General features: G+C 71.6%; 20 protein-coding genes and 2 pseudogenes. 10 read left to right on the top strand and 12 right to left on the bottom strand.

The features are described 5' to 3' along the window. Positions 1-73 precede the first annotated feature (73 nt). Together IOD14_RS11760 and IOD14_RS11765 are read left to right on the top strand one after the other, a co-directional pair. The gene (locus IOD14_RS11760) at positions 74-1015 is read left to right on the top strand and encodes an AraC family transcriptional regulator (protein ID WP_123992357.1); all 942 of its coding nucleotides are present in this window, start codon (positions 74-76) and stop codon (positions 1013-1015) included. A 9-nt stretch (positions 1016-1024) separates the two neighbouring features. Continuing rightward, positions 1025-1690, top strand: a complete 666-nt coding sequence (locus IOD14_RS11765) for a helix-turn-helix domain-containing protein (RefSeq protein WP_123992358.1) — start codon at positions 1025-1027, stop codon at positions 1688-1690. On the opposite strand, the gene IOD14_RS11770 is transcribed toward IOD14_RS11765, so the two are convergent. Beyond that, a complete protein-coding gene (locus tag IOD14_RS11770; protein ID WP_174269266.1) occupies positions 1673-2074 on the bottom strand; it encodes a VOC family protein in 402 nt (133 codons plus the stop codon). The two genes, IOD14_RS11765 and IOD14_RS11770, sit on opposite strands and share 18 nt — an antisense overlap. Before the next feature lie 52 nt (positions 2075-2126). Next, positions 2127-2759, bottom strand: a complete 633-nt coding sequence (locus IOD14_RS11775) for a VOC family protein (RefSeq protein ID WP_123992360.1) — start codon at positions 2757-2759, stop codon at positions 2127-2129. A 73-nt stretch (positions 2760-2832) separates the two neighbouring features. Here IOD14_RS11775 and IOD14_RS11780 point away from each other — a divergent pair, with 73 nt between their 5' ends. Further along, positions 2833-3492 (top strand): ThuA domain-containing protein, encoded by a 660-nt coding sequence (locus IOD14_RS11780; RefSeq protein ID WP_123992361.1) that lies wholly within the window; start codon positions 2833-2835, stop codon positions 3490-3492. Positions 3493-3706: 214 nt separating this feature from the next. Continuing rightward, the gene (locus tag IOD14_RS11785; protein WP_123992362.1) at positions 3707-4246 is read left to right on the top strand and encodes a peptidoglycan-binding domain-containing protein; all 540 of its coding nucleotides are present in this window, start codon (positions 3707-3709) and stop codon (positions 4244-4246) included. Positions 4247-4279: 33 nt separating this feature from the next. On the opposite strand, the gene IOD14_RS11790 is transcribed toward IOD14_RS11785, so the two are convergent. The 3 genes from IOD14_RS11790 to IOD14_RS11800 all read right to left on the bottom strand — a co-directional run bounded on the left by IOD14_RS11790 (position 4280) and on the right by IOD14_RS11800 (position 6730). Further along, positions 4280-4702 (bottom strand): helix-turn-helix transcriptional regulator, encoded by a 423-nt coding sequence (locus IOD14_RS11790; RefSeq protein ID WP_123992363.1) that lies wholly within the window; start codon positions 4700-4702, stop codon positions 4280-4282. Positions 4703-4863: 161 nt separating this feature from the next. Continuing rightward, positions 4864-5907 carry a substrate-binding domain-containing protein gene (locus tag IOD14_RS11795; RefSeq protein WP_212670201.1) on the bottom strand — a complete coding sequence of 348 codons (1044 nt, stop codon included), beginning with the start codon at positions 5905-5907 and terminating at the stop codon, positions 4864-4866. 70 nt (positions 5908-5977) lie between these two features. After that, positions 5978-6730 carry a hypothetical protein gene (locus tag IOD14_RS11800; RefSeq protein WP_212673532.1) on the bottom strand — a complete coding sequence of 251 codons (753 nt, stop codon included), beginning with the start codon at positions 6728-6730 and terminating at the stop codon, positions 5978-5980. Positions 6731-6929: 199 nt separating this feature from the next. On the opposite strand from IOD14_RS11800, the pseudogene IOD14_RS11805 reads away from it, so the two are divergent. Further along, positions 6930-7981: pseudogene (locus tag IOD14_RS11805) on the top strand (alginate lyase family protein); the annotation flags it as partial. A 93-nt stretch (positions 7982-8074) separates the two neighbouring features. Beyond that, the gene (locus IOD14_RS11810) at positions 8075-9655 is read left to right on the top strand and encodes a carboxylesterase family protein (protein ID WP_212670202.1); all 1581 of its coding nucleotides are present in this window, start codon (positions 8075-8077) and stop codon (positions 9653-9655) included. Positions 9656-9728: 73 nt separating this feature from the next. On the opposite strand, the gene IOD14_RS11815 is transcribed toward IOD14_RS11810, so the two are convergent. From IOD14_RS11815 to IOD14_RS11825, 3 genes are all read right to left on the bottom strand, one after another. Further along, a complete protein-coding gene (locus tag IOD14_RS11815) occupies positions 9729-10784 on the bottom strand; it encodes a LacI family DNA-binding transcriptional regulator (RefSeq protein ID WP_212670203.1) in 1056 nt (351 codons plus the stop codon). 213 nt (positions 10785-10997) lie between these two features. After that, positions 10998-12698, bottom strand: coding sequence for an alpha-amylase family protein (locus IOD14_RS11820; RefSeq protein WP_212670204.1), 1701 nt, complete (start codon positions 12696-12698; stop codon positions 10998-11000). Next, positions 12689-13693, bottom strand: a complete 1005-nt coding sequence (locus IOD14_RS11825; protein ID WP_123992368.1) for a TIGR03885 family FMN-dependent LLM class oxidoreductase — start codon at positions 13691-13693, stop codon at positions 12689-12691. The genes IOD14_RS11820 and IOD14_RS11825 overlap by 10 nt, the downstream gene beginning before the upstream one ends. A 237-nt stretch (positions 13694-13930) precedes the next feature. On the opposite strand from IOD14_RS11825, the pseudogene IOD14_RS44235 reads away from it, so the two are divergent. Then, positions 13931-14157: pseudogene (locus IOD14_RS44235) on the top strand (hypothetical protein); the annotation flags it as partial. A 71-nt stretch (positions 14158-14228) separates the two neighbouring features. Here IOD14_RS44235 and IOD14_RS11830 read toward each other — a convergent pair. After that, a complete protein-coding gene (locus tag IOD14_RS11830) occupies positions 14229-14423 on the bottom strand; it encodes an antitoxin (RefSeq protein WP_123992369.1) in 195 nt (64 codons plus the stop codon). Positions 14424-14662: 239 nt separating this feature from the next. Here IOD14_RS11830 and ppk2 point away from each other — a divergent pair, with 239 nt between their 5' ends. Further along, positions 14663-15652 carry a polyphosphate kinase 2 gene (gene ppk2, locus IOD14_RS11835; RefSeq protein ID WP_123992950.1) on the top strand — a complete coding sequence of 330 codons (990 nt, stop codon included), beginning with the start codon at positions 14663-14665 and terminating at the stop codon, positions 15650-15652. Positions 15653-15733: 81 nt separating this feature from the next. Here the strand turns inward: ppk2 and mmuM are convergent, their stop codons facing one another. Further along, a complete protein-coding gene (gene mmuM, locus IOD14_RS11840; protein WP_212670205.1) occupies positions 15734-16675 on the bottom strand; it encodes a homocysteine S-methyltransferase in 942 nt (313 codons plus the stop codon). A gap of 145 nt (positions 16676-16820) precedes the next feature. After that, on the bottom strand, positions 16821-18848 hold the full coding sequence (locus IOD14_RS11845) for an autotransporter (RefSeq protein ID WP_249125898.1): 2028 nt from the start codon (positions 18846-18848) through the stop codon (positions 16821-16823). Positions 18849-19111: 263 nt separating this feature from the next. Here IOD14_RS11845 and IOD14_RS11850 point away from each other — a divergent pair, with 263 nt between their 5' ends. Both IOD14_RS11850 and IOD14_RS11855 read left to right on the top strand, forming a co-directional pair. Next, a complete protein-coding gene (locus IOD14_RS11850) occupies positions 19112-20212 on the top strand; it encodes a glycoside hydrolase family 43 protein (RefSeq protein ID WP_212670207.1) in 1101 nt (366 codons plus the stop codon). Then, positions 20209-21618, top strand: coding sequence for an RICIN domain-containing protein (locus IOD14_RS11855; protein ID WP_123992373.1), 1410 nt, complete (start codon positions 20209-20211; stop codon positions 21616-21618). The genes IOD14_RS11850 and IOD14_RS11855 overlap by 4 nt, the downstream gene beginning before the upstream one ends. A 16-nt stretch (positions 21619-21634) precedes the next feature. On the opposite strand, the gene IOD14_RS11860 is transcribed toward IOD14_RS11855, so the two are convergent. Next, on the bottom strand, positions 21635-23317 hold the full coding sequence (locus tag IOD14_RS11860; RefSeq protein WP_212670208.1) for a rhamnogalacturonan lyase B N-terminal domain-containing protein: 1683 nt from the start codon (positions 23315-23317) through the stop codon (positions 21635-21637). Between the last annotated feature and the right edge of the window lie 158 nt (positions 23318-23475).

A 23475-nucleotide genomic window follows, 5' to 3' on the forward strand; every position in this document is an offset into this window, starting at 1 on the left:
GTCAACTGCCGCCCGCCGCAAGGGACCATCGCTGAACGGCTCATTCCCATGCGCACGCGTCTACGCTGACCGTATGGACGCTCTGGCAGGCCTGCTGGAAGGACCGCGGGCGCGTGGCGCCTTCATGATCCGCGCGTGTTTCGACCCGCCGTGGGCGGTGCGGGTGGAGGACCGGGCGCCCCTGACCGTGATGCTGATGGTCCGCGGGGAGGCCGTGATCCTGCCCGACACGGGCGAGCGGATCCGGCTGCGCCCCGGCGACCTCGCCATCGCCCGCGGCCCCGACCCCTACACTTGCGCCGACGACCCCGGTACAGCCCCGCAGGCGCTGATCCTGCCCAACGCGGAGTGCCGCTATCCGGACGGGCGCGCCCTGAACGGCTCCATGGACCTCGGGGTGCGCAGCTGGGGCGACCGGCTCGACGGCGAGACCGTCGTCCTCATCGGGACGTACCTGATGGAGGGGGAGATCAGCAACCGCCTCCTGGACGCGCTTCCACCGCTGCTGTCGCTGACCACCGACGTGTGGGAGTGCCCCCTGACGCCCCTCCTCATGGAGGAGATCGTGCGCGACGAACCGGGCCAGGAGGTGGTGCTGGACCGGATGCTCGATCTCCTGGTCATCGCCGCGCTCCGGGCCTGGTTCTCCCGGCCCGAGGCGGAGGCGCCCGCGTGGTACGCGGCACTGGCGGACCCCGTGGTGGGGCGCGTGCTGCGGCTGGTGCAGGACGATCCCGCGCATCCGTGGACGGTGGCGTCCCTGGCGGCGAAGGCCGGGGTGTCGCGCGCGGCGCTCGCCCGGCGGTTCAGCGAGCTGGTCGGGGAGCCGGTGATGGCCTACCTGACCGGGTGGCGGATGGCGCTGGCGGCGGACCTCCTGCGGGGGAGCTCGTCCACCCTCGACGCGATCGCCCGGCAGGTCGGCTACGGCAGTGCGTTCGCTCTGTCCAGTGCGTTCAAGAGGGCGTACGGGGTCAGCCCGCAGGAGTTCCGGCTGCGGATCGGCCCGTCGTAACCTGGGGAGATGTACACCGAACGGCCTTCCCGGCTCGCCGGCGCCGTCGTCTGGACCGGGGACGGCTCCGGGCGGGTACTGCCCGACGGGTGCATGGATCTGCTCTGGCACGAGGGGCGGCTGCTTGTCGCCGGCCCCGACACCCGGGCCCATGTCACCGCGGGCGCCCCCGGCACCTGGGTCGGCCTGCGCTTCTACCCCGGCTCCGCGCCCGCCTTCCTGGGCGTGCCCGCGCACGAACTGCGCGACCTGCGGGTCGAGTTGGCCGACCTCTGGCCGGTTCCGGAGGTACGGCGGCTGCGGAGCCGCATCGCCGGGGCCCCGGACCCCACCACGGCGCTCGAGGAGGTCGTGGCGGAGCGCGCGGCGCCTGTCGACCCCGTCCTGCGCGCTCTCGTGACCCGTCTCGACGCGGGCCGCCCCGTCGCCGCCACCGCCGACGAACTCGGCCTGGGAGCACGCCAGTTGCACCGCCGATCCCTTGTGGCGTTCGGGTACGGGCCGAAGACGCTGGCCCGGATCCTGCGGCTGCGGCGCGCCCTCGCGCTGGCGCGGTCCGGGGTGCCGTACGCGGAGACGGCGGCGCGGAGCGGGTTCGCGGACCAGGCCCATCTCGCGCGGGACGTGCGGGAGTTGGCGGGCCTGCCGCTCGGGCGGCTACTCGCCGCCGGTTAGCGGGGCGTACAGGTCGACGCCGTTGCCGTCGGGATCGTGCAGGCTCGCGTACCGCTGGCCCCAGTCGGCGTTCCACGGCTTGAGCTCACCGTGAAAGCCCTCTGCCACCAGTTCCTCGTACACCGCGTCGACCTCGGCCGGACCGGCGCACCGCAGCGCGAGCCCGGTGCGGCTGCCGCCGGACGGCGCCCGCCATGCGGGGTGGAAGGAGCGGACCGTCTCCTCGGTGTCGAGCATCAGCCGCACACCGCCGGGCAGTTCGGCCTCCGCGTGCGGCTGGGTCTCCGAGCCCTCGGGGAACGGGAATCCCAGCCGCCGGTAGAAGGCGACGGAGGCGGCCATGTCGGAGGCCACCAGACCGATGGCGTCGAATCGTGGAGTCATGACGCCACCGTAGGCGGGGCCGGGGCGAGCGGTCTTGAAGGAATCGGACACCTCAGCCGAAGGTCACCGGTCCCCGCGGGCCGTCCACCGTGAAGGAGAGGCCCACGGGGCCCTCGGCCAGGGGGAGTTCGGTGTCGAGGGCGGTGAGGAGGGGCTGGATCTCGTGCGGGGCCGGCGCGGTCGCGGTCAGCGAGAGCAGGGCGGTGGTGGGCAGACCCGAGGCCGTGGGGTGCGGGGAGGCGCCCCAGTCGATGAGGAAGGGGACCAGACCGGAGGGGTGCTGGGTCTCGCCGTCCGTCAGACGCCATTCCAGCAGGGTGCCGTCGGGCCTGCGGCGGCTCATCGGACGGATCTCGCCGGGGTCGTAACCACGGGCCCGAGCGGTCGCCACCGCAGCGTCCAGGTCGGGCGGGGCGATCGCCCAGGTCACCGTGCGGGCGGCGGCGAGCGTGTCGACGTCGAAGGGGCGCGGGCCCATCGGCTCCGGCTGCTCCGGGTCCGGGCCGATGATCTCCAGATAGGCGGCCCCGCCCAGCGACACGAGGTGGTTGCGGGTGCCGAGACCGACATGCACCCCGCCGGGAGCGGGGTGCACACCGGTACGCCGGGCGAAGTCGGCGACCGTCGCCGCCAGGTCGGGGGTCGCGAGGACGAGATGGTCCAGCCGTGCGGGAATCGCGTTCACCGCGCCGAGGCTACGGCCCGCACTCCGCACGACGGAACACTCGTACGGCGGACACACCTCCTAGGCTCGGGCCATGGCTCCCCGACTGCTCGTCCACACCCGCACCACCGCCTACCGCCACGACTCCATTCCGGCCGCCGTCGACGCCGTCCGCGCCCTGGGACGCTTCGAGGTGGACGCGAGCGAGGACCCGGCGGCCCTGGAGCGGCCCCTGGACCGGTACGCCGCCGTCGTCTTCCTCTCCACCAGCGGTGAGATCCTCACCCCGGCGGGGCGCGAGCGGCTCGCCGGCTACGTGGCGTCCGGCGGCGGGTTCGTCGGGGTGCACGCGGCGGCCTGCACCGAGTACACCTGGCCCCACTACGGCGAGCTGCTGGGGGCCCGGTTCGACAAGCACCCCGCGTACCAGCCCGGCAGGATCCGCGTCGAGGACCGCGACCACCCGGCCACCCGACACCTCCCCGCCGTATGGCGGTTCACCGACGAGTGGTACGACTTCGAGACCAACCCCCGAGGATCCGTACGGGTGTTGGCGAGTGCCGACGAGTCGTCGTACGACGGCGGCGGCATGGGCGCCGACCATCCGCTGGTGTGGTGCCGGCGGCAGGGCGCGGGCCGGGTCTTCTACACGGCCCTCGGGCACGCCGCCGAGGCGTACCGGGACCCCGACTTCCGGGCCCATCTGCTCGGCGGGATCACCTGGGCGGCAGGGCCGGGGCACGACACCGACTGAACCCGTCCCACCCCGTCCCAGCAGGTCTCCGTACGGTCCACGCTGCCGGACCGCACCGCCGTACCCGGGGCGGACCGTCCCCCGCCGGTCCGGGGACGCCGGCAGGTCTCGCCGCGCGCACCTCGGACTGTGAGTCTTTGCCGTGCCAAGCGAAGCGAACCGCCCGAGGGGGAACCACGGGGGGAACCACGGCGGTTCGGAAAGGGAGACCTCCATGAGCATGCGCAAGCGGGCCGTCGCGATGGTGACGGCCGCGTTGCTGGGCGCCGGGACGTTCGGCCTCGCCGTGGCGCCGACGGCCGACGCGGCCTCGTACCACGGCATCGACGGCAACGGCGTGGTCAGCGACGACCTGCAGGACGAGGAGAACCTGAGCGTCGACGACTACGCCAACAGCAACGCCACCGCCCTGTGGCAGTCCGTCCTGTACGCGGACGGCGCCAAGTGGCAGGACGAGGACGGGGACTGGCACAACTTCGGCAAGAGCCAGATCGACGGCTCGTTCGGCCCGGAAACCGAGTCGGCCACGCAGTGGTGGCAGGAGCGCTACGGCCTCCAGGAGAACGACGGCGTGGTCACCGACCAGAGCTGGGAGTTCGCCCAGCAGTGGCTCCACGGCCCCGTCTCGGGCGGCGGTGTCCGCTACGACGGCGACCGGCGGGACGTCGACTTCAAGCGGGTCAGCGGCAAGTACCGGGTGAAGCTCAAGGGCAACGGACCCTGGCGGATCGCGTACTACGACCAGCTCGGCTGACCCCTGCCGGCGGGGGAGCGGGCGGCCGAACGGTCACCCGCCCCCCGACGGCCACGCCCACAGCACTCCCGCCACCAGCAGCACGATGACGGCGAACGCGGTCAGCGCCGCCGTACGCCATCGCCGGTACTCGACACCGGCCGGAACCGGCACCGCCGCCTCCTGGGCCACCGCGCTCACCACCGAGCCGTACGGCCAGACCGGATTCGCCAGGTCCCACAGCGCCAGCAGCCGTGCCTGGTCCGCGCCCGCCACCCGGCACAGCGCCTGCACCGCCCCCCGCGGCGGCTGCTTGGCCCCGCTGAGGTACCGCTGCCAGGACGACTTGCTGTACGCGGTGCGCCGGGCCAGCTCGGCCAGGCTCAGCTCCGTACGGTCCTTGAGGTGCCGCAGCTGTTCGACGAGATGCCGCGCCTCCCTCGGAAGTGAGTCCGGCAGCGGCCGCCAGCGCGTCATGGTCGTCCCCCAAGTGCTCGCCGCCACCCCCGGCAGGGGCAGCGGCCCCCCTCCCCGCCGCATCGTTCGACGCCCGCCCGCCCCGGCCAGTTCCCCTCGCCCACAGTTGACCGGAGGTGAACGAATCCGGCGGTGGGTGGCTCATGCAGCCGATCGGCGAATCAGCCGCGCGGCGGGGCCGTGCTCGCCCGCTCCACCAGCCGCGTCGACAGCTCGGTCCGGGTGCTCTCCGGCCGGTCGCCCTCCATCATGCGGACCAGCAGACGCAGGGCCGTCGCCGCCATCTCCGACAGCGGCTGACGGATCGTGGTGAGGGCCGGGGTCGTCCAGCGGGCCTCGGGGAGGTCGTCGAAACCGACCACGCTGATGTCGTCGGGGACGCGCAGGCCCCGCTCGGCCAGGGCCTCGTACACGCCGAGGGCCATGCGGTCGGAGCAGACGAAGACCGCGGTGGGTGGTTCGGGCAGATCGAGGAGTTCCAGCGTGCGGCGGTGGGCCGCGCTCTCGTCGAAACCGGCGTGGCGGACGTACTCGGGACGCTGCCGTATCCCCGCCGCCGCGAGCGCGGAACGGTAGCCCGCCACGCGCGCGCCGCTGCACATCCTGCGCTGGTGCCCGGCGACGACCGCGATGCGCTCGTGGCCCAGCGCCAGCAGATGCTCGGTCGCCGTCACCCCGCCCTGCCAGTTCGCCGCGCCCACCGAGACCACGCCCGGCGGCGGCTCGAGCACCGGGTCGATCAGGACGTACGGGATGCGGTGCTGGTCCAGCCAGCCGTACTGCGAGGGCGTCAGCTCGGCCAGGTTGAACAGCACCCCGGAGGAGCCGCGCGCGGTGAGCTTGTCCATCCAGCCGCGGTCCGGGCGCCCCGCCCGGTTCCGGGTCAGCCCGGCCGAGACCACCACCTCCAGACCCGCGTCGTGGGCGGCCGCCTCCACCCCGTGCAGCACCGCGCCCGACCACGAGGTCTCCAGGGAGTGCACCACCAGGTCGACCAGCCCCGACGCCTTCGCCGCGTCGAACCTCGGTCTGCGGACATAGCCCAGCCGGTCCAGCGCCTCGGTGACCCGGCGGCGGGTCTCGGGGGCCACGTCCTCACGGCCGTTGACCACCTTGGAGGCGGTCGGCACCGACACGCCCGCCTCCCGGGCCACCACCGCCAGCGTGGGACCGGCCGCCACGCTCGCACTCCCCGTGCGGACCATCGGGAACCACCTCTCCGGCCCGCCCGAGGGCCATGAAAGTTTCGACCAGCGCGGAAACAGTAAGCGCTTCCTACCCTAGGTTCGCCGTGTGAAGTCGGGAAGAGGTCGGGCTCGGCGGGTCTTGGCGTCCCCGTGACTTTCGAAACCTCGAACGCTGCCCGCAGCTCAGGCGGAACCCTGTGAAGTCGGCCGTGAAGCTCGCGTCGACCAGGTCCACCGCATGGATTCCGGCCATCGCGCCCGTGAACCGGAGCCTTGAGCCGTGGTCGTCGGAGAGCTGGGTGAAGTCCAGTCCCGGACCGACGGACCGCCGTGCGCCATCGCTGCCGAGGTGCCAGAAACGGGCCACCCCGTCCTCCACGGTCACCCCCAGCATGAAGGCGCTTTCCGTGCCGACGTCCACCATGGCCACCTGCCGGGTGCTGCCCTCGTCCCGCTCGACCAGGCTGAGCACGGTCCGCCCGCCGCCCCGCCACTGCTGACCGCGCTGCCCCTCTCCCTCGGGCTCCGCCCACGTCACGTCCAGGGCCAGATAGGACTGGGTGTCGTACCAGAGCACCAGTCCGGCGGCCCGCGTGAAGCTGTCCGGCCGCGCCTCGACGGTGACCTCGGCCCCCGCCCGGTGCTCGGTGATCCGCCGGGCGAGCAGACTGTGCGCCCACCGCGACTCCGGCCCGTGCCGTCCGCGCAGCCGGATCCAGCCGGGTCGGGCGGTGGTGTCCGTCCAGGAGGGATCGGGCGCGGCCCGAAGAGTACTCCAGGGCCAGCCCAACGGATCGGCCGCGTGCGCGAGTTGTCTGGACGACTGCGGGTGTGTTGGCACGGCGGGCTGGAACGCCGGGTGCGGTTGGGCTGGGGTGCTTGGGTAGGCCTGGGCCTGGGGCTGAGGGTGCGCCGGAGTGCCGATTCGGTCCGCCGGCTCCGGATCCGCCGGTGCAGCGGCCCCACCCTCCAGGCGCAGGTGGGACGAACGCGGCCGGGCGCGGCCCGCTCTCGGAGTCGGCCGCCCGCCGAGATGCCGACGGGTCGCCGCGGGCACCGACCCCTGGCTCTCCGGCTGGAACAAGCTGGTCGCCAACTCCCACTCCCGGTCCACCTGGACCGACCGGGCCACGGCGACCGTCATCCGAGGCGGCACCGGCGAGAACTACTCCCTGCTCTTCAACGACATCGCGGCCGCCTACCAGAACGCACTGCGCCGGCAGGTCGGCGGCACCGAGGCCAACGCCGCGTGCGCCGCGCGGATCCTCAACGCCTGGTCGACGACGCTGACCACAGTCACCGGCAACGCGGACCGGTTCCTCGCGGCCGGCATCTACGGCTGGCAGTTCGCCAACGCCTGCGAACTCATGCGCGGCTACAGCGGGTTCGACCTGGCCGCCGCCCAGGACATGCTCGCCAGGGTCTTCTACCCGCTCAACAACAGCTTCCTGACCAACCACAACGACGCCTGCATCACCAACTACTGGGCCAACTGGGACCTGTGCAACATGGCCTCGGTCCTGGCCATCGGCATCCTCAACGAGGACAGCGCCAAGTACGACCAGGCCGTCACCTACTTCAAGTCCGGGGCGGGCAACGGCTCGATCGCCCACGCGGTGCCGTACCTGTACACCGACTCCGACGGGTACGCGCTGGGCCAGTGGCAGGAGTTCGGCCGCGACCAGGGCCACACCGTCATGGGCATGGGCCAGATGAGTGCCGTCTGCGAGATGGCCTGGAACCAGGGCGACGACCTCTACTCCTACGACAGCCGCCGCTTCATGAAGGGCGCCCAGTACGTGGCGAAGTACAACCTCGGCCAGGACGTCCCCTTCACCACCTACGACTGGGGCACCGGGCAGAACTGCGCCGCCTCCTCCCAGACCGTCGTCTCCTCCGCCTCACGCGGCCAGGTCCGCCCGGTCTGGGCGATGCTCCACTTCCACTACAACCGGCGCCTGGGTCTCGACGACAAGTACATCTCGCAGATGTACTACGACCTCGTCGCCCCCGAGGGCGGAGGCGGTGACTACGGCACCACCAGCGGGGCTTCGACCAGCTGGGCTTCGGCACCCTGATGTACGCCAAGTAGCGGCCGAACCGCGCTCTGCACCGGAATAACGGGCCGAAATGTGATGCTCTGTTGTTCACGGTGCAGTAGCGCGGCGAGGAGGCTGGTGGCCGTATGACAGCATTCCAGGCAGACCCCGTGGTGAGCACGCCGTACGGGAGCGTACGCGGCCGGTACGAACACGGCGTGGCGGTGTTCCGGGGCATCCCCTATGCGGCCCCGCCCTTCGGCCCCCACCGTTTCAGGCCACCGGTGCCGCCCGAGCCCTGGGACGGCGTGCGCGACACGGTCGACTTCGGACCGACCGCGCCGAAACCGCCGTACTCCGAGGCCTTCGCCCAGTACCTGTCCGACCCCGTCGTCCCCGGCGACGACTGCCTCAACCTCAACGTGTGGACGCCCGAGCCCGGCCCCGGTGCCCGGCTCCCGGTCCTGGTGTGGCTCCACGGCGGCGCCCTGACCAGGGGATCCTCCGCGGTGCCCGTGTACGACGGGCACGCCTTCGCCCGGGACGGCGTCGTGTTCGTCTCGGTCAACTACCGCCTCGGCGTCGAGGGCTACGGCCTCTTCCCGGACGCCCCCGCCAACCCCGGCCTGCGCGACCAGCTCGCCGCCCTGCGCTGGGTGCACGAGGCGATCACGGCCTTCGGCGGCGACCCCGGCCGGATCACCCTGGCCGGACAGTCGGCCGGCGCGATCAGCATCGGCGCCCTGCTGGCCGCCCCGCAGGCCCAGGGCCTGTTCCGGCGCGCGGTGCTGCAGAGCGGGCCGCCCGAGGCGAGCGACCGCGACAAGGTGCGGCGGATGGTGCGCCGCATGGCGACCCGGCTGAAGATCCCCGCCACCGCCGCGGCCTTCGCCGAGGTCGACCGCGAACTGCTGCTGCGCACCCAGGCCGAGGTGGGCCGCCTGAGCAGCCCGGTCCTCGGCGGCCCGGCCTTCGGGATCGTCGTCGACGGCGACCTCGTGCCGCGCGATCCCCTGGAGGCGCTGGTCGAGGGCTCGGCGGCCCCGGGGGTCGACCTCATGCTGGGCTGGACCAGCGACGAGTACCGCCTCTGGCTCGTCCCCGGCGGCCTCCTTGAGCGCGTCGACCGGCTCGGTCCTGTCGCCCTCGCCGGCGCCATGGCCCGCTGCCACTGCGGCTCCGAGGTGGTCCGCGGCTACCGCGCCCTGCACCCCGGCGCGGGCACCGCCGACATCGTCGGCCAGATGGTCACCGACCACCTGCTGCGCATCCCCCTGCACCGGCTCGCCGAGGCCCGCCCGGGCTCGTCGTACGTCTACGAGTTCGCCTGGCCCTCCAACCGTCCGGACCTCGGCGCCTGCCACGCCCTCGAACTGGGCTTCGTCTTCGACACCGGCGCCGCCCCCGAATCGGCCAAGCTCGCGGGCGAGGGCGCCCCGACCGAGCTCGCCGACGCCATGCACGGGTCGTGGGTGCGCTTCGCCGCCGACGGGGATCCCGGTTGGCCGTCCTGGGACGCCACCCATCCCGTCCAGATCTTCGGCAAGGGCGACCCCTACGTCGAGTCCGGCCCTCGGGACCACGATTTCGCGGTGTGGACGGCTGACCCGACCACGGCGGAGACGGCCCCCGTGTCGGAACCCGTGGAGGGCTGGCCCGGGCGGACCGGGGAGCTCCGGTCGGCCGTACGGCGGCTGCGGCGCACCGGGCTGGCCCGGCGGCACTGAGCGCGCGGGACGCCGAGGACGCGGGATGCCGAGGGCACGCGCGGCCCCCGGCACCGCGGCCGGGACGTCCGTCTCAGGTACCGGTCGCCGCGACCGAGTCCCGGACCACCACATGGGTGCCGAGCAGCAGATGCTCGGCCGGGTCCTCCGCCGTACGGCCGAGCGCGGTGCGTACGGCGAGGCGGCCCAGTTCCTCGTAGGGCACGTGGACCGTGGTGAGCGCCGGGTGGAGGTCGCGGGCGAAGGGGATGTCGTCGTAGCCGGCCAGGGAGACGTCGCCGGGGACGTCGAGGCCGGACTCGTGGAGGGCGGTCAGGGCGCCCGCCGCGACCATGTCCGTGGCCGCGACCACGGCGGTGAAGTCCAGGCCGTCCTTGAGGGCCCGGCGCATCAGGCGGTGACCGGAGCCACGGGTGAAGTCGCCGTTGAGGACCAGCGCGGGGTCGGGATCCAGCCCCCGGGCCCGGTGCGCCGCGAGATAGCCGCGCTCACGGCCTTGGGCGGTGGTGTGGTCCGCCCTGCCGCCGAGGAACAGGACGCGTCGGTGGCCCTGGGCCAGGACATGGGCCACGAGCGCGTAGGCGCCGCCCTCGTTGTCGTACTCGATGACCGTGACGGGTGCCCCGGGGCCGAGCGGCGGTCTGCCGCACAGCACCAGCCGGGACCCCGCCGACGCCAGTGAGTCGGCCATCCGGCGGGTCCGCTCGCGGTACTCGGCGGTGTCCGCGCCGCCGCCCACCAGGATCACGGCGGCGGCCCGCTGGGCCCGCATCATCTCCACGAACTCCAGTTCGTGCGCGACGTCCCCCTCCGTGCTGCACACCAGGCACAGATGGCCGAGCCGGGTCGCCTCGCGCTCCACGCCGTGCGCCATCAGGGCGAACGACGGGCCGGTGATGTCCTCCAGGACGAACGCCAGCGTGGGGGTGCCGACCCCCGCGATCGCCTTCGCGCGCGCGTCGGCGACATAGTCCATCTCGCGCACGGCCCGCATCACGCGCGTGCGTGTCGCCGCGCTCACCGGATACACCCCGCCGAGCACCCGAGAGACCGTCGACGCCGACACCCCGGCCCGCGTCGCCACGTCCCGGATCGTGCTCCGGCTAGCGTCCTCGCTCTTCCTGGTCATGCCTCGCCCCCTCGCGAACAGCGGCAACACCGATGGAAACCGGTTCCCGAGCTAGCAGGGGAGGAGGGACAGGACTAAGTGCCGGAGCGCGGAAAACCGGGGGAGCGCAGCGCACCCGGGGCGGGGTTTCGCATGCGCAGTGGGGTGATGAAGGCCGCGGCGATCGGGTCGGTCGCCGTGCTGGATGGCATCGTGCTGTCACCCATGGGCCGGTCAGCCGGACGTGATGCTGTCGGGGTCGTCCGCCGGGGTGCCGACGCGGAGCCAGCGGTAGCCGTACGGGGGCAGGTCGACGTGGAACATGCCGTCCTCGTCCGACTTGAGGCCGGTGTGGCCCTCGTCGAGCAGGTCCGTCAGCCGTCCGCCGGGTCCGGCCTCGGCAAGTTCCAGCCGTACGGTGTGAGGCCGGTCCGCGAAGTTGTGCACGGCCAGTACGGTGCCGTCGCCGGCGCGGCAGACGTGCGCCAGGACCGCGTCCTCTCCCGTGTTCAGCAAGCGGTGGTCGCCCCAGGCCAGTTCGGGGGCCTCCCGGTAGCGTTCGACGAACAGACGCATGCGGCTCAGCAGGGAAGCAGGGTCGCGGCTCTGCTCGTACACGTTGATGTGCTGGGGACCGAACGCGCCCTCCACCAGCGGGTTGGGGAAGGCGTCCGGCTCGGCGGTGGAGAAACCGGCGCCCTTCTCCGGGGTCCACTGCATCGGGGTGCGTACGGCCTGGCGTCCCTCCGCGGCGAGGTTCTCGCCCATGCCGAGTTCCTCGCCGTAGAAGAGCACGGGGGTGCCCGGCAGGGTGAACAGCAGGCTGTAGGCCAGTTCGACGCGGCGTCGGTCGCCGTCGACCATGGGCGGGAGCCTGCGGCGCAGCCCTCGGTCGTACAGCTGCATGTCCTTCTCCGGGCCGAAGGACGCGAACACCTCGGCCCGTTCGTCGTCGCCGAGTTTGTCGAGGGTGAGTTCGTCGTGGTTGCGCACGAACATCGCCCACTGGGCGTCGCGCGGCGCCTCGGGGCGGTCGCGCAGTGCGGCGGCCAGCGGCCTGGCGTCGTGGCGTGCCATCGACAGGTACATCTGCTGCATCGCGACGAAGTCGAAGCACATGGTGAGTTCGTCGCCGCGGTCCGAGGAGGGGTCGCCGAAGAAGCGGGTGGTGCCGTCGTAGGGCAGGTTGACCTCGCCGAGCAGGACCGACTCGCCGTTGCGGCGGCCGAGGAAGGCACGCAGGTCGGCGAGGTACTCGTGCGGATCGGGAAGTTCCCCCGCGTCGCTCTGACCGTCGGTCTCCAGCAGGAAGGGCACGGCGTCGACCCTGAAGCCGGACAGGCCGAGCTGGGTCCAGAAGCCCATGATGCGGGCTATCTCGTCACGGACCCCGGGGTGGGCGACGTTGAGGTCGGGCTGTTGCTTGTAGAAGCGGTGCAGGTAGTACTGGCCGCTGCCCTCGTCGTACTCCCACAGGCTGTCCTCCGCGTCGGGGAAGACCACGCCCTGGGGGCCGTCCTCGGGGGGCTCGTCCTTCCAGACGTACCAGTCGCGGTGGGCGGAGTCCCGGGCGGAGCGGGCGTCCTGGAACCAGGGATGGTCCTCGGAGGTGTGGTTGACGACGAGATCGGCGATCACACGGATGCCGCGGTCGCGCGCGGTGCGGACGAACTCGGCGAAGTCGCCGAGGGTGCCCAGGCGCGGGTCCACGCCGTAGAAGTCCGTGATGTCGTAGCCGTCGTCGCGCTCCCGCGTGGGATAGAAGGGCATCAGCCACACGCAGGTCACGCCGAGGCGCACCAGGTGGTCGATGCGCTGGGTGAGCCCCGCGAAGTCCCCGATGCCGTCGCCGTTGCCGTCCTGGTACGTCTCGACGTCCAGGCAGTACACCACCGCGTTCTTCCACCACAGGTCGGACGTGCGGGTCAGACGCATCGGTACTCCTTGGCCGTGGCGGGGATCGGGCGGGTCACGTCGAGTCGCGGCAGTACCTCGGCGCCGAACGCGTCGATGAACGCGGCCTGTTCACGGCCCACGTGGTGCAGCATCACCACGTCGAACCCCAGGTCGGCGTACTCCTGGAGCCGGGCGGCGTGCCGGCCGAGGTCGGAGGAGACGTCGACCGTGCGCGCCACCTGCTCGGGGGTGACGTGCTCGCTGACGACATCGAACAATTCCGCGGAGTCGAGGTCCCAACTGACCGGCGGGGCGTGCACGTTGGTCCGCCACTGGTCGTGCGCGAGGGCGAGCGCCTCGGCCTCGTCGGGCGCCCAGCTCAGATGCACCTGGAGATGGAGGGGGCCACGGCCGCCCGCGTCACGGTACGCGCCGATGATCTCGCGCAGGCGTTCACGCGGGGCGTTGACCGTGATCAGTCCGTCCGCCCACTCGGCGCACCAGGCCGCGGTGGCCGTGCTGCACGCGGCCCCTATCAGCGGCGGTTCCTCGGGCGGCAGCGTCCACAGCCGGGCCCGGTCCACGGTCACCAGCCCGTCGTGGCTGACCTCCTCGCCCCGCAGCAGCGCCCGGATGACGTCGACGCACTCCCGCAGGCGCGCGGAACGGATGTCCTTGCGGGGCCAGCCCGCGCCGGTGATGTGTTCGTTGGAGGCCTCTCCGGTGCCGAGCGCGGTCCAGAACCGGCCCGGGTTCATGGACGCGAGCGTGGCGATCGCCTGGGCGACGACGGCGGGGTGGTAGCGCTGGCCGGGCGCGTTCACCACACCGAACGGCACCCGGTCGGTGGCCTGGAGGGCGGCTCCGAGCCATGACCAGGCGAAGCCGGACTCGCCCTGACGCACGCTCCACGGCGAGAAGTGGTCCGAGCACATGGCGGCGGTGAAGCCCGCCTGCTCCGCGCGTACCACTGCGTCGAGCAGATCCGCGGGCGGCACCTGTTCGTGCGAGGCGTGCAATCCGTAGACAGTCATGGCAAGCGACTACCCCCCGGGCGGTCCCTCAGCGGGCGCCGACCCCACGGGTGTCGGCGCCCTCGGAACTCCCGGGCCGCACGATGCGCCTGGTGGAGCCGGGGCGCGGCAGGAGGCCTCGGGAGCTGCGCCCGGAGGACGTCCTCGGGAGGTGAGCGGCCTCCTGCCCGTCTCGCGGCACAAGGCGCCGTGCGGACCGGTGGGCGATCGGAGTCCCCGGGCGACCGCCCCCGGAGCGAGGCCTACGACGCGTTCCGCGAGCGGGCGCTGCGAGCCGGCACGCGGGTCTACAACCCGCTGTGCGGCAAGACGGACATGGCGGGGAAGCAGTACCTGCTCGACCTCACGGCCGCCGGACTCCCCGTCATTCCGACGGCCGACCGCGCCGAGGACCTGGACCGGCTGCCCGCAGCGGACCGGTACTCGTCAAGCCCCGGCTCGGCGCCGACTCCATCGGCCTGCGGACCCCGCCGGCCGGCCGCACGTCTGCGGCCCCCGACGCCGTGCGCCGGGGGCCGCAGGTCCGTCACGCGGGTCAGTGTTCCGTCGTACCGCTGTCCCGGTAGGAACGACGGGCCGCGTCGGCGGCCTTGTCGGTGTGGGCGTCGTACTTGTTCCCGGTCCGTTCGTCGACCATGCGCTCGGCGCGCGTCACGCCCTTGTCGGCCTGGTCCGGGTGGCCCTTCGCCATTGCCTTGACCTTGTTCGCCATGTCGCCCAGCTTGCCCATGGGATACCTCCCGTAGCGCGTGCGTCGTACCCGGCGCCGAGTACCCGGGGTGGCCGGGGCAAATCATCGCGAACCGGCCGACGGGCGAACCGCGCGGACGGACATGCACGGCCGGGCAGCGGGCACTCGGCAGGACCCGGACGGTCCGCCCGGTCGCCCCCTCCCCCTTTCGGCCCGGGAGCGGAGCGCAGCGAACCGTCGACGTCGTGAGCAGGAGGAACCCGCCCGTGGTTGATTCCGTGAGGCCGGCGGCACCGGCCGCAGCCCCCGAGGGCACGTCCGCCCCGTCGGAACTGCTCGCGGGGCTGCTCGTGGACGAGCAGCGGCCCGAGCAGCCGATCCTGCTGGACGGCGACGGCAATGCCCTCGACACCTGGCGCGAGAACCATCCGTACGAGGAGAAGCTCCGGCGGATGCCGTACGAGCGGGAGAAGCGGATCCTTCAGATCGAACTGCTGAAGCTGCAGAAGTGGGTGCGCGACACCGGGCAGCGCCTCGTGGTGGTGTGCGAGGGGCGGGACGCGGCCGGAAAGGGCGGCACGATCAAGCGGTTCACCGAACGCCTCAACCCGCGTGGAGCCCGGGTGGTGGCGCTCGACAAGCCGAGCGAGAGGGAGGCCGGGCAGTGGTACTTCCAGCGCTACATCCCCCATCTGCCCGCTCCCGGCGAGACCGTCTTCTTCGACCGGTCCTGGTACAACCGGGCCGGCGTGGAACGGGTGATGGGTTACTGCACCCCTGCCGAGTACCGGCACTTCCACGCCCAGGCACCCGTTTTCGAGAAGCTGCTCACGGACGACGGCATCACGCTGGTCAAGTTCTGGTTCTCCGTCTCGCGAGGTGAACAGCGCACACGGTTCGCGATCCGCCAGGTCGATCCCGTACGGCAGTGGAAGCTGTCGCCCATCGACCTGGCCTCGCTCGACCTGTGGGACGCCTACACGAAGGCGAAGGTCGACATGTTCCGCGCGACGGACACGCCCTACGCCCCGTGGACCGTGGTGAAGAGCAACGACAAGCGTCGGGCCCGGCTCGAGGCGATGCGGCATCTGCTGCTGCGCTGCGACTACGCCGCCAAGGACGAGGAGGCGGTCGGGTCGGCCGACCCGCGGATCATCGGCGCCGCCAACACTCTCCTGGAGAGCGGGGAGGAACCCACGGACCTTTCCCCCACCCCGCTGTCGCCCCAGGGCGGCGGCCCCGGGCAGCACCCGGAGGAGGGGGACTGAGCGGCACCACTGTGCAACGAGGTGTTCCCGGCCGGCCCGGCACCGGCCGGCCGACCGCGGTACGTGGGGCGCCGGAATCCGCTAACGCACCGCTCCCGCAATCCCCGAGATCGCCTCAGGACCCACCCGGCAGCATCCCCCGATCAGCCGTGCGCCCGACTCCCGCCACCCCATGACCTCGTCCGACGTGAACGAGGACCGTCCCTCCCAGCGGCGCGCCCCCGCGTTCCAGGTCTCGCCGCTGTTGGGGTAGACCACGACAGGCTTGCCGGTGACCCGTGCGGCGGTCTCGATCGCGTTGTCCACGTCCTCGGGGACGCAGCAGTTCACACCGACCGCGACGACCTCGTCCGCATCGGCGACCAGAGCGAACGCCTCCTCCAGCGGCTGCCCGGCACGGGTGCGGTCGCCGGCGACGGAGTAGGAGAGCCAGGCCGGGACACCGAGACCGCGGACCGCCCGCAGCAGCGACTTCGCCTCGTCGCTGTCCGGGACCGTCTCCAGGGCCAGGACGTCGGGCCCGGCCGCCGCCAGCACCTCGAGCCGTGGCCGGTGGAAGGCCTCCAGCTCGGCCACGCTCAGGCCGTACCGGCCGCGGTACTCCGAACCGTCCGCGAGCATCGCTCCGTACGGCCCGACCGAGGCCGCCACGTACAGCGACCGCCCGATCCCCTTCGCCGCCGCCTGCCGCGTCGCCTCCCGCGCCAGCCCGACGCTCAGGGCGAGCAGCTCGGCCGCCCGCTCGCGCGCGATCCCGCGCTTGGCGAACCCCTCGAACGTGGCCTGGTAGCTGGACGTGATCGCCACGTCCGCGCCCGCCTCGTAGTACGCGAGATGCGCCTCGGTGATCGCCTCGGGCCGCTCCGCGAGCAGCCGCGCCGACCACAGTTCGTCGCTCAGGTCGTGCCCGGCGGACTCCAGCTGGTTGGACATGCCGCCGTCGAGCACGACCGGCCCGGCCGCGAGGGCCTCGGCGAAGGAGCGGGAGGGGGCGTCGGGGACTTCGGGGGTGTCGCTGGTCATGCCCCGACGCTAGCCGAAGGGGCGGAGGACGGCCGCGCCTGTCCGGTCCGCGAACATCGGGACCAGAATGTGGGACGTCGCTCACGCGCTCCTCGGCACCGGCCCGGGAGACGTCCTCGCGTCCCCCTCACCCGCGGCAACGCGTTCAGGGCGCCGCGTGGCGTCCGGCGCCGCGGCGCTTGCCTCGCCTTCTCATGGTGGGAGGCACCACCAGCCCGCCGAGCAGTCCCAGCGCCAGCACATACGGCCACCAGCCCAGCCCCTCGGACTCCGCCGCCGCCGTGTGCGGCGCAGCCGACGTCGCCGACGACGTGTCCGCGCGCACCCCCGGCGCCGCGCTCGCCGTGACCGCGGTCAGCACGACGTCGTTGCCGTCCCCGCCCCGATAGGTGATCCGGTACGTCGTGTCGGCCAGTTCGAGCCGTGTGCCCTCCTTGAGGCCCTTGAAGGCGCCCACGATCCTCGCGCCGCCCTTGTTGTCCAGCACGGTGATCGTGCGGGCCGGGTCCGTGGCGGCTGCGGCGAGGTCGAGGGCGCCGGACAGCCGCACCGGACCCGTCACCTTCAACGGGCTCCCGCCCAGAACCAGTGCGCCCTTCGCGCTCTGCGTGTAGCCGCCGGACACGGTGACACCGCCCGCGACCACACCGTCGTTGGTGAGTGAGCCCTTCACCGTCCCCTTGCCGGACAGCGAGGAGGTCACCCGCAGCCCCGCCGCGCCGACGTCCAGACGAGCCGCCGTCGAGGTGAGCCGAATCGCCCTGCTGCGAAGAAGCGTCGCGCCACCGCGCAGCGCCAGCGTGCCCTTCCGGATCGTCGTCGTCCCCGTGTACGTGATCGCCCCGCCCGTCAGCGTGGTGGTCGCCGTGCCCGCCTGTGTGAGGGAGCCGCTGCCGCTGACCCGGGGCAGGGTCAGGGACCTGGCCCTGTTGGCGAGCACGAGCGAGCCGTTGTTGACGAGCCTGTAGAGGCTGCCCCCGGTGTAGAGGCCGCCGTCGCCCCCCGGCCTGCCGCTGCCCAGGCGCAGCACGGCGCCCTTCTCGACGGTGGTGGAGCCGTCGTAGTACTGGACGGCGGCGAAGGTGACGTCGTTGCCCCTGGTTCCCTTGATGACGATGTCACCCGCGCCGGGCGCGGACAGGGTGTCGTGGAAACGGCCGCCGCCGATCGGGGCGCCGAGGGTGACCGGCCCGTTGTAGTCGAAGGTCAGCAGGGAGCGGGAGCGGGCCGCGAGGAGGTTGATGTACACCGTCTCCGCGGTGCCCGGCATGAAGATCCGGTGCGTCGTGCCGTCGCCCCACTGGACGTTCGCGCCCTTGATGTTGGTGCCGCGCTTGTTGACGTTCTTGGTGGCGGGCGTCCAGTTCAGGGCGGGGTCGCTGAGCGAGGGATCGGTGTCGCCGCCCTGGTTCGACCAGCTGTACTGGCCGGTAAGGATCACCTTGCCGCCCGGCCGGGACTGGACGTTGATGTCGCTGCCGTACTCGCGCTGGTAGAAGTCCATCCGCTCGGTGACGGTCTGGCCCAGCGGGGTGTCCACGGTCCAGGTGCCCTGGTTCAGCACCTTGCGCATGCCGGGCAGTGCGGTCGCGTACTCGGGCCGCCCCGCGTTGGTCTGCGTGCCGTTGTCGATGACCCCGGAGAAGGGGCCGGACGTCAGGTCCCAAGTGCCCCACAGGAAGCGGGGCTGGGTGATCAGGCCGGAGCCGCTGACGGTGCCCAGGTTGTAGGCGCTCCTGAGGGACAGCCGCAGGGTGCCGTCGACCCGGATGTTGTCCTGGTTGAGCCGGAACGCCGGGGTGGCGTAGGGGAAGTGGCCGATCAGGCCGGTCGTCCCGCCGTTGCCGTACTGGAGGGTCGCTCCGCGCTCGACCGTGATCGCGGGCGGGTCCGGACGGGTCGTGGTGACGTACGGGTGGTTGCCGCCCTGAGTCCGTACGGACTGCCGTTGCCGGGACCGGGGCAGCGTGAAGTCGCTGTCCTTCGTGAGGATCAGCGTCCCGCGGCCGCGCACGGTGAGCGTTCCCTCGCCGCGGAACACCCCGTCGTACGTCGTCGTCCCCGCGGGCACGGTGACGACCGTGTCTCCGCTCAGCGTGACGTCCCGGTCCGCGAGGACGTCGGCGGTGACGTCCCGGGTGCCGGCGGCCAGGGCCGGGGGAGCGGTGACCATGAGGGCGACCGCCGCCAGGGCGCCGGCGGCCGCTGCTGTTCTGTGGAAATGGCTGCACACATGATCGGAGACGGGTGAGACGGGGACGGATAACAGAAACCCGAGAACAGAAACCCGAGAACAGAAAGCGCCTTCTCTTGGTCGCGTCCGACCCGTTGACCTCCTGGTTCCCCAGCCGTACCTTTCGGCTGTTCGCAATAACAACAGATGTTCTCAATACCGAACATCGCTCTCAGGACACCCCCACCCGAGAGGCAGTCCGCATGAGCCGCGTTCCCCAAGTCCCCCACCGACGACTGCTGCTGAAGGGTGCCCTGGCCGCGGGCGCCCTGGCCGCGACCCCCACGGCGGCCCAGGCCGCGACCCGCACGGCCGCCCCGGCCGCCGTCCGCCCCGAGAAGGCCGCACCCTTCGTGAACCCGCTCGTCCGCAACCGCGCCGACCCGTACATCCACCGTCACTCCGACGGCCACTACTACTTCACGGCCACCGCGCCCGAGTACGACCGCATCATCCTGCGCCGCTCCCGCACCCTCAACGGCCTCGCCGGCGCCGACGAGTCCGTCATCTGGACCAAGCACCCGACCGGTGCCATGGGCGCCCACATCTGGGCGCCGGAGATCCACCGCATCGGCGGCAAGTGGTACATCTACTTCGCCTCCGCGCCCGCCGAGAGCGTCTGGGACATCCGCATCTGGGTCCTGGAGAACGCCAACCCCAACCCCTTCAAGGGGACTTGGGTCGAGAAGGGCCAGATCAGGACCGCCTGGGAGACCTTCTCCCTGGACGCCACCACCTTCGCCCACCGCGGCTCCCGCTACCTCGCCTGGGCCCAGCACGAGCCCGGCATGGACAACAACACCGGCATCTTCCTGTCGAGGATGGCGAACCCGTGGACCCTGACCGGCCCTCAGATCAGGCTCTCCACACCGGAGTACGACTGGGAGCGCATCGGCTACAAGGTGAACGAGGGGCCCTCGGTCATCGCCCGCAACGGCCGCCTGTTCATGTCCTACTCGGCCAGCGCCACCGACTGGCACTACTGCATGGGCCTGCTCACGGTCGACGCGGACGCCGACCTGATGAACCCGGCGAGCTGGTCCAAGTCGCCGGTGCCCGTCTTCACCAGCAACGACACCACCAAGCAGTACGGCCCCGGCCACAACTGCTTCACCGTCGCCGAGGACGGCCGCAGTGACGTCCTCGTCTACCACGCCCGCCAGTACAAGGACATCGTCGGCGACCCGCTGAACGACCCCAACCGCCACACCCGCGTCCAGAAGCTCGGCTGGAACGCGGACGGCACCCCGAACTTCGGCATACCGGTGGCGGACACCGTCACGGACACGGAGGTCGCGTCATGAGACGTGCTCACGCGGTACTGCTCGCCCTGTGCCTGGCCCTGGCCGGCGCCCTGGTGACCGCCGGACCTGCCCAGGCGGCCCCGCTGACCGTCCCCAACGGCGTCCAGTTCACGGACACTTCGGGGAACCCCCTGCACGCCCACGGCGGCGGGGTCATCAAGGTCGGCTCCTACTACTACTGGTTCGGCGAGGACCGCAACGCCGACAACACCTTCCGGTACGTGGACGCCTACCGCTCCACCGACCTGAAGAACTGGGAGTTCAGGAACCACGTCCTGACCCAGTCCAGCGCCTCCGAACTGGGCACCGCCTACATCGAGCGGCCCAAGGTCGTCCACAACGCGACCACCGGCAAGTTCGTGATGTGGATGCACAAGGAGAACGGCACCGACTACAGCGAGGCCCGCGCGGCCGTCGCCGTCTCCGACACCGTCGACGGCACCTACTCCTACCAGGGCAGCTTCCGCCCGCTCGGCCAGTACATGTCCCGGGACATCACCACGTTCGTCGACACCGACGGCACCGGCTACATGGTCTCGGCCGCCAACGAGAACTACGACCTGCAGATCTACCGGCTCACCGCCGACTACACCGGCATCGCGAGTCTGGTCGCCAACCCCTGGCCGGGCGGCCACCGGGAGGCTCCGGCCCTCTTCAAGCGGGGCGGCGTCTACTTCATGCTGACCTCGGGCGCGACCGGCTGGAGCGCCAACCAGCAGCAGTACGCCACCGCGACCTCCCTCGCCGGTCCCTGGACCTCGATGGCGAACGTCGGCGACTCCACGACCTACAACTCCCAGACCGCGTACGTCCTTCCGGTGCAGGGGACCTCGGGCACCTCGTACCTGTACATGGGCGACCGCTGGGGCAACTCCTTCGGCGGCACCGTCAACGACTCACGCTACGTGTGGCTGCCGCTGACCTTCCCGACCTCCACCACGATGTCCATGTCCTGGTACCCCGAGGTCACGATCGACGCGGCCGCCGGGACGATCGGCGGCACGAGCGCCACGTACAACACGCTCGTCGCCCGGCACAGCGGCAAGTGCGCGGACGTGGCCAACCAGTCGCTGTGGCAGGGCGTCGCGATCAGCCAGTACACCTGCAACGGCGGCGGCAACCAGAAGTGGTGGTTCAAGAGCCTCGGCACCGGCTACTACCAGCTGGTCGGCCGCGGCAGCTCGCTGTGCCTCCAGGAGAACGCCACGAACGTCACCCAGGAGAACTGCGGGAGCGCGACCGCCCAGCAGTGGTCGGTGGTCACCTCGGGCTCGTACGTGAACATCAAGGCCCGCGCCAGCGGCGAGTGCCTGGACGTGAACGGCGCGTCCACCGCCAACTCCGCCGCGATCATCACGTACACGTGCAACGGAGCGACCAACCAGCAGTGGACGCGCGGGACCTGACGTCAGCTCAGGGGCCTCACGCGAGCAGGTCGATCGCGTCGATCGAGGTGCCCGCACTGAGGAAGGACGTGGACCCCGAACCGCTCGCCACGTAGATCTTCAGCGTGTTGTAGGCGCCGGTGTCCGTCAGCCAGGCGGACGCCGGCACGCTGTAGGTGAACGTGTGGTTGTTGCCACGGTACGAGCCCACGGTCAGCGACCGGGTGCTCGGCTGGGTGGGCGGGGAGGGGACGGCGGAGGTCCAGCTGTCGTTGACGACGACCTGCGGGCGGCCGTTGGCGTAGGCCGTCGTCACCCCGATGCGCAGGGTGTGCGCGGCGGCGGCCTGGGCGGCCGTCAGCTTGAAGTAGACGATGATTCCGCTGTTGACGTCCTTCCACAGATAGCAGGGGAAGCCCGAGGTCTCGGTGCCGCTGCCGATGACGACATTGCCGGTCCAGGAGGAGGCGCGGACGTCGGACGGATGGGCGTACGTCATCAGGTCGGCGTTCTTGAAACCGCCGGGCGTGCCGTCCCAGTTGTTGATGCGCCAGATCGCGCTCGCGTTGCCCGGATCGTTCGAGGACGGGATCGCGATGGAGTTGAGGGTGGTCGTACCGCCCGCGCTGACGCTCACCGAGCCGGTGTAGACGGCGAGTTCACCCTTGAAGACGGTCAGCGTGTACGTCCCAGGCAGCACACCCCCGATGGAGAAGTAGCCGTCCGAGGAACGCGCCGAACCCCAGTACTGGGCCGCGGAGTTGGCGAGCCCGACCGTGTAGGCGTACGCCGTGTTCCGCCCGGTGATGCCGACGCCGGCGACCTTGCCCCGGCCGCTCGCGGGGACGTGGCCCGAGATGCCGAGCGAGTCCGCCCACGACGTGGTGAGGGTCCCGGGGTACAGAGAGGAGGAGGGGGCGCCGCCGTCGGTGAAGGCGATGACGTAGGGGCCCTGGAGGCCGAAGCGCTGGGCCTCCGTCTGGTTCTCGCCGTAGTACAGGATCTCGTACAGGCCGCCGCCGTCCGCGCTCTGGTGACGCAGGAGGGAGCGGTAGAACGGGCCGCCGGAGGCCTTCTCGTGGTTGGAGCGCACGATGTACAGGCCGACGCTGCCCGTGGTCCAGCCGACGTAGTTGTAGTCGATGACCCGCGCCCTCGCGTAGTGCTTGGAGCGGGTCTGGCCGTCGGACTTCGCGAAGACGTCGGCGGCCTCGATGGTGGTGGGCGCGTAGGTGTACGAGTCGGGCTCGTCGTTGAGGAACCTGCCCGCGTTGACGCGCAGGATGTAGCGGGTCGCCGAGACCGAGTCGTCTGCCTTGTTGGTCCACAGGTAGATGTTGTTCTCGCCGCTGCGGGCCGCGTAGTAGTGCTTCAGCGTGCCGTGCGCGACCGAGATCAGGATCGTCGTACCGGACTGCTTGATGCTCACGGTGGACGTGCCGAGGCCGGACTCGATGTGCGAATTCTTGCCGCCGTAGCCCTGGTACTGCGTGCCCTTGTAGACCAGCGAGGTCAGGTCGCCGTTGGTCTTGCTGACCTTGAAGACCAGGTTCGCGCCGGTGTCGACGACGTAGTTCGAGCCGTCGTCGGTGTAGCCGAAGCCCGCGGCGGACGCGCTTTCGGCGAGCGGTCCGGCGAGGGCGGCGGTGCCCGCGGCGGCCGCGGTGCCGAGGACGAAGGTGCGGCGTCCGACCGCTCTGTGCACGGTGGATTCGGACATGGGGGTGCCTCCTTCGAGACGTGTGGGGGTGGTGCGGGTGCTTTGGAGAGTGACAGTTGAATCGATTTCGCGAAAGGGCTTTCGCTGCCTGGGAGTTGGCAATCTTGTGAAATCCGCCCAGGGACTAGAAAGCGCTTGCCAATGGGGGTACGGTCCAG

The organism is Streptomyces sp. A2-16 (assembly GCF_018128905.1).
Taxonomy (GTDB): Bacteria; Actinomycetota; Actinomycetes; order Streptomycetales; family Streptomycetaceae; genus Streptomyces.